Raw genomic sequence first — 15,335 nt, 5'->3', positions numbered from 1 at the left:
AATGTTTCTTGCCTTAAACCCGAAGGTTTAAGGACCCTACACATTTGATTTGTCGAAACTTTGTTCAGTTTTCAAAGATCTACAATGTCGTCAAAAGACAACTATCAAATAATATCATTTGACCAATTAGTTGTCAACGTCAATTTGTCATTTTTTAGAATCAAAAATTTTCGTTGATCGCCTCAGCGACAAGAACTATCATACCAAAAAATCTGAGATCCCGTCAAGCAATTTTTAACTAAAATCAGATTAAAATGTTAACTGCATATCTGCTAAGCATTCGTAGATTTCAATAGCCGTTAGATCCATATCATCGAAATCAAATTCTTGAAACGGTTTATATTCAACTAGATGATAGATATTTGTCTCATGATCAAAAGACACTCGACATAATTCAATCCCAAATTGTTCAAAACGACGGACTTGCTTTTCAGCAGTTTTATCTTGTTTCATCGCGTATAAGCGACTAAGAATTTGAAATAGTTTTGATTCTTGCATAAATAACTCCTATATACTCGTGATTAAAAAATATCAAACATGTCAGACTATGCTTTCAATCAACTAGCCAACATTTACTCTGTGCTAACAATAATTGTTCTCTAAATATAGCACACTTTATGGTAGAATTAACTCTAATTAAAATCTAATAAACGAAAGAGGTAATGATTGTGGCTTTGTTCCGTGACGATTTAAATACGCAGCTTAACAATATTGAGGTGTCAGAAATTCGACAATTTGATGATGCAACTAGTTCCATCCCCGACATCTTAAAACTAACATTGGGAGAACCTGACTTCAACGTTCCTGCTCATGTTCAATTAGCTGCTAAACAGGCCATCGATGATAACTTCTCCCATTATACAAATAATGCTGGTATCCCAGAACTACGCCAAGCAGCGGCCAATTTTCAAAATCAAAAGTATGGGCTTCATTATCAGGCAGAAAACGTACTCACAACTGTTGGTGCATCTGAAGCAATTGCCGCAGCATTGGGATCTATCTTAAATCCTGGTGACGGCGTCTTAATCCCAGCACCAATTTATTCCGCATACAGTCCTTTGATAACATTAAACCATGGTATTGAAGTACGCATTAATACTAGATCAAACCACTTTGTATTAACTCCTAATATGATTGAATCTGCTATTAAAGCACACCCTGAATTGCAGTTTAAGGCAATTGTGTTAAATTACCCTAGTAATCCAACTGGGGTCACTTACCGTCGTGAAGAATTAGCTGACTTGGTAGCAGTGTTTAAGAAGTATAATCTATGGGTTATCAGTGATGAAATATACTCGGAGCTAACATATGGTGCGACCCATTTTTCCATTGCCGCATTAATTCCAGAGCAAACCATTTTAATCAGTGGTCTATCAAAGTCACATGCAATGACTGGATGGAGATTAGGATTCATCTTTGCTGAACGATCACTAATTAATCAAATCAAAAAAGTGCATCAATATCTAGTCACTGCCGCAACATCAATTGTGCAAAAGGCTGCTGTTGAAGCATTAACCAATGGTGCTGATGATGGATTAAAAATGGCTAAGCAATATGTTGAACGTCGCGACTTTGTTTACCAAGAAATGACTAAGATGGGCTTTGAAATTGCCCGTCCAGATGGTGCATTCTATATTTTTGCTAAAATTCCAGCTCAATTTAACCAAAATTCAATGGCGTTTTGCCGCGACCTAGCTCAAAAAAATCATCTTGCTTTGATTCCAGGACATGCATTTGGTGATGAAGGTGAAGGCTACGTTCGCCTTAGCTATGCAGCTAATATGGATAAGCTACACGAGGCAATGAAGCGACTACAGTCTTATATTGATAATCCTGACAATCAAAACTAGTATAAATTACAGAATTTTCCATTAACAACAAAACCGGTAATATCCTTCAAAAAAAGAAGGATATTACCGGTTTTGTTGTTACATTTCAACTTCTAAACGTAGTTGCTTACACTTTATTTAACTTTATCCGGTTTAATTACCAACGCGAACATTCCCGCAAACATTCCAAAATAATAGGTTAATAAACGCCACAATAACATAGCCAAAACTAACTTACTGTTTGCTCCGATGAAACTGGAGAATAAGACTGAAAAACTATATTCGGCCCCTCCTGCTCCACCAGGGATTGGAAACAACGAGATAATCATTACAATTAAAATATGCAGGCTTGTGACCATTATTAAATTTAACCCACTAACACCAAGCGATAGCATAATGAAATATGGAATTAGATAATAAAATGCTAACTGTAAAAAAGTCAGTACCGCCACGCGTAATAACTTGAACCCTTCGGACTTAATTTTTAAACTCTCTTGGTAAAAATTATCAATTTTACTATCCAAATTAACCTGCATTGCTGCAAACTTTTCAGCTGAGCGAAACCACTTAACGGGCGCAATCAACAAATTAACTAACTTTTTAGTAAACCCGTGCCAGTACATAATCATCAAAAGTCCGACAATCACTGTCAAATGAATCAGGAAACCAAAAATAACTAATAACGACAAAGCCTGCAACTTAACCGCAATATAGTGAAAGCCAATCATTAAACTAAAAATGAAATTGATAACGATCATGGCCTGAAAAACAACAAACTTCATTAATAACACGGAGCTAGCTTGACCTGCATCGACCCCACTTTGCATCATGGCGATTAACTGTGCTGGTTGACCACCAGTTGAAAATGGCGTAATTCCATTAAACAATTGCTCAACCAGTGGCACTCGTAATGCATTCTTAAAAGTAAAGTCAGGATGGCGATCAGCCATAAACACTTTAACAACCAGCCCCTCTAATATTAAGTACATTACAATACACAACACTGCAACCAAAAACCACTGCCAGTGTAAGTTCTCCAAGTCACGAAGCACGGCAGACAGTTTAACATTTCTGAGTGAGTAGCCAAAGATCAAGACACCAACTAGCAGCATCAAGACCAGCACAATTTGATTGCGTCTCGACATTTTTAATCCTCTTTTGACTGATGGAGATAAAATCGATGCCAAATCTTGGCAAGGTGGTCCTCCGAATAACGTTGGGAAGCGATTAAGGACTTATCATGCAAAAACTTTCTGCCAGCCGGATTGTCTTTCAGCCGAAGTATTTTAGCTTGCATGTCGTTAACGTCATCCGCGGCTTCGTAGTAACCGTCAATGATAGAACGATATAAATCTAAATCTCGTAACAAAACTGGTGTCCCACAACTAAATGCTTCCAGTACCGACATCGGAAATAGCTCATTATAAGATGGCAACAAAAACAAGTCGGCCATATTATAGTAGTTGACTAACTCTTGACGATCTACAATTCCTGGAAAGCTCAAATTAACTGGTGGATTGTCCACCACCTGTTTTAATTCTTGATAACCATCCGTTATCTTCCCAAATGAAAAGCCACCAGCCCACACAAACTGAATATCAGGATTTTGTTTTGCTAACGTAATAAAATCATTTACACCTTTTCGTTCTTGGATTTGACCTGCACCTAAAATCATAAATTTATTTTGATCATAATGATATTTTTTTCTTGTCGCACTAACTTCATCAGGAGTAAATTCATGAAAATCATCACGATTAACAAAATTGGGAATATATGTGATTTTGCCACGACTAATTCCATTTGCCTCTAGTTTACTAATGAAAGATGGATTGACAACCACAATATGGTCCATCCGCTTATAAAATGTTAATACGTACCAATAAAAAATTGCCCGAAACGGTTGTGGGATCTTAACACTTCCCTCTAACGTCTCCGGCAAAAAATGGACGTATCCAATCTTACGACCTCTGCCAGGCAAAAAAGTTGATAGAAAAAAAGGAAAGTTAATGGTGTGGTAATGACTTATCTGACTACGGCGATACTTATTAATTTTAATATCAAATTCACCACTAAATCGCTTCTTAAGTAGTCGTACTAATTCCAGATAAGCACTCCCAACACCTTGTCCTTTAACCGTATCGGCAGCAGAAAACATCGTAATTTTTAACATTTTTTATCCTCGTGGTCCGCGAAATAAATTAACCGGTTCATGACTCGATTCTGCTAGCGTGATTTGGCTGTCACGATAAAATCGAACCACTCGCTTGGCAAAGTTTTCAGCGGAAATTTCATCTAACTTCTTAGCTCGGCGGTTACCGTCTTCTTCAGATGCTGGTTGTGTAAGATAATAAATTGTATCCTCCACCAAATCAGCTTTTTTCTGAAAGCTTTGTCCGATGGCCTTGTCATCGATCAGCTCATCCGTATATGGACTTTGCATTACAACAATCGGTAAGTTAGCCGCCAGTGCTTCAATATATGTCAATCCTTGTGATTCCGAATCTGATGCAGAAGTAAGTACATCTGCCATCTGATAATAATGATAAACTTGGTCGTTGGAAATTTCGCCGGTAAAAGTAACATGCTTAGTTAACTTTAATTCAGCTACTTGATGCTCCAAAGTTTCTCTGGCTGGCCCATCACCAACAATCAACATCTGTGCTTGTGGTAATCTTTCCAAAATATCTGGTAAAGCTTCGATCAGCTCATGGATGTTTTTCTCAAAGGCTAGTCGGCTTAAAGATAAAATTACAGGCGTGTCATCCTGATAACCTAGCTGTTGGCGTAATTCATGCCGCTCATCTGGTCGATCAATATGCTGGTAACGTTCAACGTTGACACCAGTCGGAATAATTCTAATGGGTGCTTTAACCCCATAACCTTCCAACGTCTTTAACACCCGTTCACTTGGAGCAATTACACCGGTCATGTGCAGTAAATACAATGACGCCATTTGTTTAACGTTTTTGGGTTTTAAAATGCGACCATTAGCAATGTAATGCAAATAGTCTTGATACATCGTGTGATACGTGTGAACGCATGGAATATGCAATGCCCGGGCGATCACTTTACCCATCCACCCTAATGAAAACTCAGTTTGATTATGAATAACATCCAAATCAAGTTCCTTAGCAATGCGATAGGCTTTAAATAATCCACGGACAGCAATTCGGCGATCAGTAAATGATACAAACGGCACGCTAGCGAACCGAAAAATTCCTGGTTCTACCTTGTCCTTATCCACCTTAGGATCTGTCGTCGTAAAAATATAGACGTTATGTCCCTGAGCCTCAAGTTCATCACGTAGCGTTTTGATTGAAGTTGCGACACCACTGACTTGTGGGAAATATGTATCTGTAAATAAGCCGATGTTCACAAGCGTTCTCCTTTAATTCTCAAATCCGGTTAATCGATTGGAATTTTTTATTAGTCTTGGTTGGAAAATCAGTTGATCTCCCACACATAATCAATTCAATTGTACTAAATCAACGATTGAATATCAATTTTAAATCAAGAATTCAACGAGGTATATTGTATCGTAAACTCTTCTATAAGCCAAATATTGATAAAGATTAGTTTAAGCTTTGCAAAATTAGCATAAAATTTAGCTTTACGATCGTAGGGTATAAAAAAAGTTGAATCATCTTAATTTGATGATTCAACTTTTTGTAATATCTGATTATTCTGTTTTCAATTGTTTAACCAACTCAATAACTTCTTCATTAGATTCAGCATCAAGTGCCTGATCAACTAATTCATGTAACTTAGTTGTGTCTAATTTTTTCATTAAAGAACGGGTTTGTAAAATGGAAGTGGCGCTCATGGAGAATTCATCAAGTCCCATCCCCATTAACAAAGGTACAGCGACTTGGTCGCCTGCCATTTCACCACACATACCAGCCCACTTGCCTTCATGATGAGCAGTATCAATTACCCGCTTTATCAAGCGTAGCAATGATGGGTTGTATGGTTGATAAAGATATGAAACATGTTCATTGCCACGATCGGCAGCAAATGAGTACTGAATCAAATCATTGGTCCCAATACTAAAGAAGTCAGCATACTTGGCCAGTTTGTCAGCAATCATGACTGCAGCTGGGATTTCCATCATCATTCCAACTTCAATGTTATCTGCAACTGGTTGACCCGCATTGACCATTTTTTGTTTTTCTTCATCATAGATTGAACGAGCCTGTTTGAACTCATTAACCGTCGCGATCATTGGAAACATAATTGCCAGTTTACCGTAATTGGAAGCCCGCAGTAGTGCTCGTAACTGAGTACGGAAAATTTCTTGTTGATCCAAACTAATTCTGATTGCTCGGTAACCCAAGAACGGGTTCATTTCTTCTGGTAACGGTAAATATGGTAAGTGCTTGTCGCCACCAATATCCATGGTACGAATGACTACCTGTTTGCCGTTCATACCAGCAACAACCTTTTTGTAGGCCTCAAACTGTTCATCTTCAGTTGGTAATTCATTTGAATTCATGTAGAGAAACTCTGATCGAAATAGTCCAATTGCTTCCCCACCATTATCCAATACAGCTGGTAAATCATCAGGAGTTCCAACATTGGCCGCAATATCAAAATGTTTGCCATCGGCACTGATAGTGGAAGTATCTTTTAATTCACCCCACTCGGCTTGTTCCTTAGCAAATTGTGCTGCCATCTGTTGATACTCGTCAATTTCAGCATCAGTTGGGTCAACAACCGTTTTACCATGAATACCGTCAACGATAACGGTGTCACCATTTTTTATCGTTGTGGTTGCATTCTCTGTTCCCACAACTGCTGGAATTTCAAGAGTCCGCGACATGATTGCTGAATGGGACGTCCGACCACCAATATCAGTAATGAAGCCCTTGACAAACTGACGATCTAACTGTGCTGTATCACTAGGAGTTAAATCATGGGCAACCACAATTGACTGATCATCAATCAGTGATGGACTTGGTAAATTAACTCCCAGTAAATGACTTAGAACACGTTTCGTGACATCGCGAATATCGCCAGCCCGTTCTTGCATATAAGTATTATCAGTCATCGCTTCAAACATGCTGATATACATGTCGGTAACATCCTTCAAAGCAGATTCTGCATTCATGTGATCGTCTTTGATTTTTTGCTCAATGCCACCAATCAACTCAGGATCAGCCAAAATGGTAATGTGTGCTTCAAATACTTCAGCTTCTTCTTCACCTAAAGACTTAACCGCATGCTGTTTGATTACTTCGAGCTCTTTTGTGGATGCAACAAAAGAATCATGAAGTCGTTTAACTTCATGATCCGTGTCTTCAACCGTCTTCTTATCAAAGGACAAATCAGGATCAACTAACATGTATGCCTTGGCAATTGCAATGCCGTTACTGGCAGCAATCCCGTCTAGTCGTTTTGACATTAAGCTGACAGTCCTTCCTTTGTCATTGTTTCGCTAATAGCTGTAATGGCTTCTTTTTCGTCAGCACCTTCAGCTGAAATAGTAACGTCAGCATTTTGGCCAACTCCGAGTGACATTACACCCATGATAGACTTCAAGTTCACACTCTTACCTTGATATTGCAAAGTAACATCTGAACCGAATTTAGATGCTGTTTGCACCAAAATAGTTGCTGGACGTGCATGAATACCTGTTTCTGCTGTAATGTTAAAATCGCGTTTTTCCATTGTGATCAATCTCCTTCAAGGATTTAAAATTAATAGAACTTCATAGATTGGTATAAAAGTTCCTCTTGCACTTTATTCTAGCAATTGTAAGCGGTAAATACAAGACTAAAACAAAGTGTGGTCCATCCGTTTATGCTATAAGTATACCAGACTTTTTCAATGCAGGCGTGAAACTACTTTTTATTTTACTTTTTCTAAATGATACTCAATTTCACCGCCCCGTTTTGCAGTTCCCACAATTTCTTGCCGGAATTGGTTTGCCCGATACTGTACTTGAAATGCCATGAACTCTTCAGGTGTAATCACAAAACTATCGATCTTGCCAGTTCGTAAGTCTTCCATTAGTTGTTGATAATCTTTTTCCATTATTCCAACTCCATTTCTTCTTTGTTCTATTATATATGAAAGAATTCACTTTGCCAGATTAAACAAATTTTTAGCAATCATTGTAATAGAGTGCTAAAATTTATGTATTGGAGCAGTAATCTAATATTTAATTTAGCTGATAAACGTTGGCATAGCAGTTTAAAACGGTAGTTAACTAATTAGTACTAATTACTTGCATTCAATAAAAATGTATGTATAATATAATCAATGGTCAAGAAAGGTCAAACTTATTTTTGACCAAGTTAATCTAGAATATTTAAAGGAGGTTTGCATATGTTATGTCAAAACTGTCATCAAAATCCAGCAACGATTCATTTACAAGCAACCGTTAATGGACAACGAATGCAAGTTGACCTCTGTCAAAATTGCTATCAATTAATGAAGCAAGCACAAAACAATCTGATGAACGGAGGCGGAAATGGAATGGCACAAAATCCATTTGGCTTTGGTAATTTAGACGATTTGCTACGCTCAATGCAACAAGGTCAAGCCGGCAATGAACAAGCTAATCAACAAGCCTTTTCTAACCAGACCCAGGCTCAAAATGGTCAGGGTGGTGGCAAAGGTAATGGTGGCCTACTAGCCCAGTTTGGAATGAACTTAACTGAAATGGCTAAAGCCGGAAAAATCGACCCAGTAATTGGTCGTGACAAAGAAATTGCTCGAGTGGTTGAAATTTTAAATCGTCGAACTAAGAACAATCCTGTTTTAATTGGTGAGGCTGGAGTTGGTAAAACTGCAGTTGTCGAAGGCTTAGCTCAAGCAATTGTAGCTGGCCAAGTCCCACAAAAATTAAGCAGTAAAGAAGTTATTCGGTTAGATGTCGTTTCCCTAGTTCAAGGAACTGGAATTCGTGGTCAATTCGAACAGCGCATGCAACAACTAATGGAAGAAGTTTCCAAAAACAAGAATGTAATTCTCTTTATTGACGAAATCCATGAAATTATGGGTGCTGGTAATGCAGAAGGTGGTATGGATGCTGGTAACGTATTAAAACCAGCTTTGGCACGTGGTGATTTCCAACTTGTTGGTGCAACAACATTAAATGAGTACCGCAAAATTGAAAAGGACGCCGCATTAGCACGTCGGTTCCAACCAGTCCAAGTCGATGAACCTTCTGTCCAAGAAACAATCCAAATTTTAAATGGAATCAAATCTCGTTATGAAGATTATCACAACGTTAAGTATACAGATGATGCAATTGAAGCTGCAGCCAAGTTATCAGCTCGTTACATTCAGGACCGATTCTTGCCTGACAAGGCAATCGATTTATTGGATGAATCTGGTTCCAAAAAAAACTTGACGCTGAAAACAGCTGATCCAGCCACAATTGAAAATGAAATTCATACTGCAGAAGCTCACAAACAACAGGCACTTGATAACGAAGACTACGAAAAAGCGGCATTTTATCGCGATCAAGTAGCTAAGTTAGAAAAAGCCAAACAAGATGCTGAGCAAAATCATAGTGATGAAGCTGCTACAGTTACAGTCAAAGATATGCAAAATATTGTTGAAGAAAAAACTAACATCCCTGTTGGTGACTTGCAACAACAAGAAGAAACTCAATTGAAAGACTTAGATGCTAATCTTGAAAGCCATGTAATTGGCCAAGACGAAGCAGTCAATAAAGTTTCACGAGCTATTCGTCGTAACCGAATTGGATTGAACAAGTCTGGTCGACCAATTGGTTCCTTCCTCTTCGTTGGACCTACTGGGGTTGGTAAAACTGAAACAGCTAAACAACTAGCTAAAGAGTTGTTTGGATCAGAAGATTCGATGATTCGCTTTGATATGAGTGAATACATGGAGAAGCATAGTACTTCGAAGTTAATCGGGTCACCGCCTGGCTATGTTGGGTACGAAGAAGCTGGTCAGTTAACTGAACAGGTTCGTCGCCACCCTTACAGTCTTATCTTGCTTGATGAAGTTGAAAAAGCTCATCCAGATGTAATGCATATGTTCTTGCAGATTCTAGATGATGGTCGCTTGACTGATTCACAAGGACGGACCGTTAGTTTCAAGGATACCATTATTATTATGACATCAAATGCAGGTTCCGGTGATGCAGTTGCTAGTGTTGGATTTGGTGCCGAAGCTGCCGGTGATACTCACTCTGTTTTGAATAAGCTAGGCGATTACTTCAAACCTGAATTCTTAAACCGTTTTGATGCGATTGTAGAATTCAATGCTTTGACTAAGGATAACCTGATGCATATTGTGGGTCTGATGATCGATGACGTCAATAAAATGTTGGCTGATCGTGGCTTATATGTTCATGTTACAACCCCTGTTGAAGAAAAACTAGTCGATCTAGGTTATGATCCTTCAATGGGTGCTCGCCCACTTCGTCGAGTAATTCAAGAGCAAATTGAAGATCGTATTGCGGACTTCGTTCTTGATAATCCAAAAATTAAAAACTTAAACGCTAAAATTGTTGATGGTCAGATTACATTAGAAGCTGCTAGCGATCAAGATGTCGCTCAGTCGGTTAGTGATAACACCAGTGAAGAATAACATAGTAAATGCAGAACACTTTTAAAAGTGTTCTTTTTTATACATATTAATTTGCCACAATTGTTCTATATGTTTATACTCAAAGTTGCGTATAAAATAGCTTGGAGTGTGAACTATGTCGAAGATTTCAAAAAAAATAGAAATAAATTTAGTCCCAATTATTGCGATTGTTTTAATGAATATAAACCAAATACTTGTGCATTCTGTTACACCACCAGATAGTGGTGGACAACCCACACGTTATCTTATCTACTGGTTACTGTTTTTAGTTAGCAGTGTAGGAACAAATTTAATTGTTTTATACTTAGGCTACACATCGCGGCAAACTGTAAAACCAATCACTAAACTAAGTAAAATATATTTTTACTTAGTTTCCATTGGATTAATTGGCATACTGTTTTCTATTATAATTTCCAATTCATTTGCATCTCAAGATTTATGGCTATTGCTCTTTCCAATTAGCCACAATGATTTCCAACTAGCATCATCAATTCTAATTTGGTATGTTTTTGGGCCTATGATTTCAAGGTACGTTCACACTCTATCAAAAATTACACTCAACAGTATTACCTTACTTGTTTTTTGGTTTTTCTTAATAATGCCTTTTCTATTTGGCAAGCAGCTATGGGGCATAGAATCTGGCAGCAGTTTTATTTGGGTCGGAGTACTGTTTCTTTTTGGGGTGCTGTTAAATGAAATAAATATTCTTTCAAAGATGCACATAAAATCAACTATCTTAACAATTGTTTTCGTTCTCATAGTATTACTCCTGTTTCTCAAAGTTTCTCCATTGTCTGGTCAGGCAGTAGATCTGCGCAATCGATTATTTTCAAATTACTCACTGCCGCTGTTTGTCTTTACTATCTTAATATTCAACTTATGTAACAACATTACAGTTATAAAAAGTTCAAAAAAGAGATTCAAAAAATTATTTTCAATTAATTGGCTATTTTTAACTATTTTTTTTTCATTCACCTGCCAACCATTGTGTATTTATTAACAACTAAATTTCACTTAAAATACAAAATTAACAGTATAAAATGGTTACTACAAATATTCACTATTTTTATCCTCTTATTAATAATTTCATTCATGCTTAATTTAATAATTGAAAAAGCATCTCACATTTCACGAATAAAAAAAATAATCAATAATTTGTCAATTGGCTACGATGAGCTAAATAAAGCTCCCTATTTAGCAAAAAAAATTTTCATTGATAACTGGCGATCCTTTTTAGTTGTTTTGTTGGGTTTCATTTTGACTTATTCACAAATATTATCAGTGTACTTTCTGACCAAATCGCCTTTAAAAACAACAATTTTAAAAGACATTATCAAAGTATCTTCTCAACAGATATTACTTAGCACTATTATTTTTTATCTTTTTTTTATTCTTATCTTTGGAATTCTTAACCGCTATTGGTTTGCATTTATATTTTCTGTTAGTACATTCATAATAATCAGTATCGCAGAAATTTTGAAAATAAGTCTAAGAGATGAACCAATTCTTCCAACTGATTTATCTATGCTAGCAGCAATAAATCAATTACTAAAAATGGTTAATCCAGTTATAATTGTTGCGACATTAATGTTAATCATAATTTTATTTGCATCCAGTTTTATTTTAGAAAAAAAGTTTAAAAGTATTTACAATCGCAACAACTGGAGGAAACGGATCACATTAATTTTAACTCCAATAATCATCTTTTCTGGAAGCTTTTTTATAAACCATAATAATTCTCTTCCAAAAATTGTCTTCAAAGCATTCGGAGTACAGCCTTTATTCTACGACCAAACTGGTGGTGCTCGAATTAATGGACCTATAATTCAATTTCTGAACAATGTAGATACAAAAATAATGAATAAACCAACAGGATATTCCAAAAATAACATTACTAACATTATGAAAAAATATGACCAGTCAGCTAAAGTAATGAACAAAACCAGGAAAAACTCCCTATCAAATCAAACAATTATTTTTAATCTTAGCGAAAGCTTCAGTGATCCAAACAGAGTCCCTAATTTGAAAGTAACTCCCAATCCAATTTCTTACTTAACAAAACTAAAAAGTCAAACTTTGTCTGGGCTTATGTTAAGCTCAGGTTATGGAGGTGGAACTGCAAATATGGAATGGCAGTCATTAACTGGACTTTCAATAAGTAATCTTTCACCGACATTGCCAACCCCTTATACGCAGCTGGTTCCTGCTCAAAAAGTATCACCTGCTTTTACTGATCTATTTGACTCAAGCGTTGCTATTCACCCTTTTAATGCTAGTTTATATAACAGAATAAATGTATTTAAAAAATTTGGTTTTAATAAGTTTTACTACGATGGCAGCAAATATAAGTTGTCATATAAAGAAAAAATTGGATCAAGTCCATATATTTCTGATAAAGCTGCTTACAAAAATACGATAAAAATCATTAATCAACAACATTCAGGATCCAGATTCATTCAGTTATCTACGATGCAAAATCATATGCCCTATACCAACTATTATCCAAAAGCTAAAAAATTTAAAATTTCAGGATCAGCTTTCAATAAAGATTCAAAGGAAAGCATTGAAACATATTCGCAGGGACTTAATTATACAGATAAGTCTCTTAAAAATTTCATTACAAAAATCGATAAAATTGATGAGCCTATCACTATTGTTTGGTATGGTGATCATCTTGCCTCTCTATATAACAAGGATTCTATGTCAAAATATGGAATTCAACTACACCAAACGGACTATTTTATTTACAACAATCAAAACCATAAATTAACACGTTCTAGTGCAGATAAAATAATTAGCCCATATTCTTTTTCTGCATTGGCTCTAAAAGCAGACAATATTAAAGTATCACCATACTATGCTCTGATTACAAAAATCACCGAAGAGTTGCCTGCTATGACGATTGATCCAACGAGTTCACAAATAAACAGCATGAATGGTTCAAATATTTTTGTTTCAGGAAATGGAAAGAAAATAACAGCATCTTCTCTAACTAGAAAACAGAAACAGCTTTTACATGATTATCGCCTAATTCAATACGATTTAACCGCGGGCAAACAATACTCAGCTCGTTGGGCACAACAGAAGATCAAGTAACATAAAAAACAACATATATTGGTTCTTTGTAAACTGTTCTTGGTAAATTAATTTTATAATTAGGTCCAATCCTTATGGATTGGGCTTTTTTAGTGAGTCAAAACATAATAATTTAATCTCAATTTAAAATTATTGAAATTACGATAGCCGAAGACTACCCTTTTAAAGAGTTTAGCTATATTGTTAAAGCCTTCTAAGGGACCATTTGAATACGGATAAATTATAGCGTTAATTATAAAATCAATGTTCTGCTGTAGATAGCCAAGCTTTCGAGATAGTTCATCAGGAATATCCTCTTTATTTAGAATACATGCACGAAGTTCCTGTGCATCACAACGGTTAATGGTGAAAATTATATGATGAACCTTATCGTAAGCTTGCTTTAATTCGTTATTCAATCCTAGCATTCGATTGATAACATCTTGTTGAGTTACGAGATAATCGAAGCCAGTATATTTACGAAATAGTTCAAAATTTATCTTTGATAATGGCATCAGTAATAATTTCCAATATTTTTTAAGTACACGGTACTCTTTTGCAGAAGTACCAAATTGTTTCATAACTCGAATCCTTACCCGATTAATAGCATCATTCAATGATTTCACGACGTGAAATCGATCTGTGACTACTGTGGCATTAGGAAATGTTGATTGAGTCAATTTAGGATAGGTATAATTCATATCAGTGACAATAAACTTAACACTGTTTCTAGCTTTTTTATCAAAGCGGTTAAAATATTTGATTATATCGAATAGATTTCTTGAAGCGAGAATGTCCTAGAATTTATGTGTTGTCCCATCCATATAAACGAAACTCATTGAACCTTTAGCATGCTTGGTTGATTTAATTTCATCCATATTAATAACTGTAGGAAGGCTTTTGTTATCCCATACAGTTTCTTCTGTGGATTGAAGAATGCTATTTACATAAGTGGCAGTGGTACTAAGCTCTTTAGCAATATGGGTTAAAGATACTCTATCTTTTAATTTTTCTAAGAAAGCTAGTTTTGTATTATTAGAAAATGTACAATTTTTTGAAACTAGATTCGTTTGGGCCAGAAAGCATGAGCCACACTCTTTGCATTTAAAAAAACGTCGTTTTAACTTAATTATGACGTCAAGCTCGCAAGTTCTAGGCATTTTAAAACTAGTCGAGCGCCAGCCATATTTAATAATTTTATGGTTACAATTTTTAATTCCACAGTTAGGACAGGCCTTAGGCCTGTATGACAGTAATGCATTAACTTCCATAACACCAGTCTGGGGATTCTGATTGACAGAATGTGGATATATTTTAATATGATTATCTTCTATTCCAAGCAATAATTTAGTATCATTAGTCATAAGGATACAGCTCCTTTTTGCGTTTCTTATACTTTGGTCGGTAGCGGATACTAATTGAGCTGTATCCGTTTTTTGTTGTAATCAAAAAATCTGCTGCCAGTAATAGTTTATAACTATTACCAACAACAGATATTATAGAACCGTTTTTTTGTCTTAGCTTTTAGCTAATCGTTGTTAAAACTTTTAATTCCAGTTATGAATTTGTTTTTTCTTTTAAGCTTGGTTATACTCAAACTTGTCTAAATTATAATTGGAGAGTGAATAGCATTGAGTAATTCAAAAAAAATTGGTGTGAACTTTATCCCACTAATTTCTTTATTATTGATAATCTTAAATCAAATATTAATGTATTCTGTTACACCACCAGCAAGCATTGGTCAGCCTACACGATATATAATTTACTGGATACTTTATATTATTAGCCTGATTTATTCACAAAGATATGCAAAATACCCATCAAAAACATGCATCACGCGTTTGATGGGTATTTTGTATTTTC

14 protein-coding genes are annotated in these 15,335 nt (G+C 35.9%); 5 read left to right on the top strand and 9 right to left on the bottom strand.

Going from position 1 to position 15,335, the window contains the following annotated elements; genetic code table 11:
• Nucleotides 1-249: 249 nt before the first annotated feature.
• Nucleotides 250-498 carry a YkuJ family protein gene (locus FFM51_RS08225; protein WP_137598153.1) on the bottom strand — a complete coding sequence of 83 codons (249 nt, stop codon included), beginning with the start codon at nucleotides 496-498 and terminating at the stop codon, nucleotides 250-252.
• Nucleotides 499-668: 170 nt separating this feature from the next.
• On the opposite strand from FFM51_RS08225, the gene FFM51_RS08220 reads away from it, so the two are divergent.
• The gene (locus FFM51_RS08220; protein WP_137598152.1) at nucleotides 669-1,850 is read left to right on the top strand and encodes a pyridoxal phosphate-dependent aminotransferase; all 1,182 of its coding nucleotides are present in this window, start codon (nucleotides 669-671) and stop codon (nucleotides 1,848-1,850) included.
• Between the two features lie 113 nt (nucleotides 1,851-1,963).
• Here FFM51_RS08220 and FFM51_RS08215 read toward each other — a convergent pair whose 3' ends face one another.
• The 6 genes from FFM51_RS08215 to FFM51_RS08190 form a co-directional block, all read right to left on the bottom strand.
• Complete coding sequence (locus FFM51_RS08215) at nucleotides 1,964-2,974, bottom strand: lysylphosphatidylglycerol synthase transmembrane domain-containing protein (RefSeq protein ID WP_137598151.1); 1,011 nt, start codon at nucleotides 2,972-2,974, stop codon at nucleotides 1,964-1,966.
• 2 nt (nucleotides 2,975-2,976) lie between these two features.
• Complete coding sequence (locus FFM51_RS08210) at nucleotides 2,977-3,999, bottom strand: glycosyltransferase family 4 protein (RefSeq protein WP_137598150.1); 1,023 nt, start codon at nucleotides 3,997-3,999, stop codon at nucleotides 2,977-2,979.
• A gap of 3 nt (nucleotides 4,000-4,002) precedes the next feature.
• Nucleotides 4,003-5,205: a glycosyltransferase family 4 protein gene (locus tag FFM51_RS08205; protein ID WP_137598149.1), complete on the bottom strand. Its 1,203-nt coding sequence runs from the start codon at nucleotides 5,203-5,205 to the stop codon at nucleotides 4,003-4,005.
• A gap of 303 nt (nucleotides 5,206-5,508) precedes the next feature.
• On the bottom strand, nucleotides 5,509-7,230 hold the full coding sequence (gene ptsP, locus FFM51_RS08200; RefSeq protein ID WP_137598148.1) for a phosphoenolpyruvate--protein phosphotransferase: 1,722 nt from the start codon (nucleotides 7,228-7,230) through the stop codon (nucleotides 5,509-5,511).
• Nucleotides 7,230-7,496 (bottom strand): phosphocarrier protein HPr, encoded by a 267-nt coding sequence (locus tag FFM51_RS08195; protein WP_137598147.1) that lies wholly within the window; start codon nucleotides 7,494-7,496, stop codon nucleotides 7,230-7,232. The genes ptsP and FFM51_RS08195 overlap by 1 nt, the downstream gene beginning before the upstream one ends.
• 180 nt (nucleotides 7,497-7,676) lie before the next feature.
• On the bottom strand, nucleotides 7,677-7,862 hold the full coding sequence (locus FFM51_RS08190; RefSeq protein ID WP_137598146.1) for a hypothetical protein: 186 nt from the start codon (nucleotides 7,860-7,862) through the stop codon (nucleotides 7,677-7,679).
• 294 nt (nucleotides 7,863-8,156) lie between these two features.
• Between FFM51_RS08190 and FFM51_RS08185 the strand changes: the two genes are divergently transcribed.
• The 3 genes from FFM51_RS08185 to FFM51_RS08175 all read left to right on the top strand — a co-directional run bounded on the left by FFM51_RS08185 (nucleotide 8,157) and on the right by FFM51_RS08175 (nucleotide 13,493).
• Nucleotides 8,157-10,397 (top strand): ATP-dependent Clp protease ATP-binding subunit, encoded by a 2,241-nt coding sequence (locus tag FFM51_RS08185; RefSeq protein WP_137598145.1) that lies wholly within the window; start codon nucleotides 8,157-8,159, stop codon nucleotides 10,395-10,397.
• Between the two features lie 115 nt (nucleotides 10,398-10,512).
• A complete protein-coding gene (locus tag FFM51_RS08180; protein WP_137598144.1) occupies nucleotides 10,513-11,397 on the top strand; it encodes a hypothetical protein in 885 nt (294 codons plus the stop codon).
• Nucleotides 11,398-11,489: 92 nt separating this feature from the next.
• Complete coding sequence (locus FFM51_RS08175; RefSeq protein ID WP_137598143.1) at nucleotides 11,490-13,493, top strand: LTA synthase family protein; 2,004 nt, start codon at nucleotides 11,490-11,492, stop codon at nucleotides 13,491-13,493.
• An 89-nt stretch (nucleotides 13,494-13,582) separates the two neighbouring features.
• On the opposite strand, the gene FFM51_RS08170 is transcribed toward FFM51_RS08175, so the two are convergent.
• Nucleotides 13,583-14,266 (bottom strand): transposase, encoded by a 684-nt coding sequence (locus FFM51_RS08170; protein WP_137598142.1) that lies wholly within the window; start codon nucleotides 14,264-14,266, stop codon nucleotides 13,583-13,585.
• Between the two features lie 3 nt (nucleotides 14,267-14,269).
• On the bottom strand, nucleotides 14,270-14,836 hold the full coding sequence (locus tag FFM51_RS08165; protein WP_137598141.1) for a transposase family protein: 567 nt from the start codon (nucleotides 14,834-14,836) through the stop codon (nucleotides 14,270-14,272).
• Between the two features lie 267 nt (nucleotides 14,837-15,103).
• Here FFM51_RS08165 and FFM51_RS08895 point away from each other — a divergent pair.
• On the top strand, nucleotides 15,104-15,335 hold a 232-nt coding region (locus FFM51_RS08895), incomplete at its 3' end, for a hypothetical protein (protein ID WP_223875919.1).

It is taken from the genome of Paucilactobacillus kaifaensis (assembly GCF_005405145.1).
Taxonomy (GTDB): domain Bacteria; phylum Bacillota; class Bacilli; order Lactobacillales; family Lactobacillaceae; genus Paucilactobacillus; species Paucilactobacillus kaifaensis.
The sequence above is the reverse complement of the archived record's forward strand: the minus strand, read 5'-3'. Positions and strand labels throughout refer to the sequence as shown.

Coding starts and splice junctions, on each gene's coding strand:
- FFM51_RS08175 (WP_137598143.1), top strand. CDS start 11,490: ATGCTTAATTTAATAATTGAAAAAGCATCTCACATTTCACGAATAAAA.
- FFM51_RS08215 (WP_137598151.1), bottom strand. CDS start 2,974: ATGTCGAGACGCAATCAAATTGTGCTGGTCTTGATGCTGCTAGTTGGT.
- FFM51_RS08185 (WP_137598145.1), top strand. CDS start 8,157: ATGTTATGTCAAAACTGTCATCAAAATCCAGCAACGATTCATTTACAA.
- FFM51_RS08190 (WP_137598146.1), bottom strand. CDS start 7,862: ATGGAAAAAGATTATCAACAACTAATGGAAGACTTACGAACTGGCAAG.
- FFM51_RS08180 (WP_137598144.1), top strand. CDS start 10,513: ATGTCGAAGATTTCAAAAAAAATAGAAATAAATTTAGTCCCAATTATT.
- FFM51_RS08210 (WP_137598150.1), bottom strand. CDS start 3,999: ATGTTAAAAATTACGATGTTTTCTGCTGCCGATACGGTTAAAGGACAA.
- FFM51_RS08195 (WP_137598147.1), bottom strand. CDS start 7,496: ATGGAAAAACGCGATTTTAACATTACAGCAGAAACAGGTATTCATGCA.
- FFM51_RS08165 (WP_137598141.1), bottom strand. CDS start 14,836: ATGACTAATGATACTAAATTATTGCTTGGAATAGAAGATAATCATATT.
- FFM51_RS08225 (WP_137598153.1), bottom strand. CDS start 498: ATGCAAGAATCAAAACTATTTCAAATTCTTAGTCGCTTATACGCGATG.
- ptsP (WP_137598148.1), bottom strand. CDS start 7,230: ATGTCAAAACGACTAGACGGGATTGCTGCCAGTAACGGCATTGCAATT.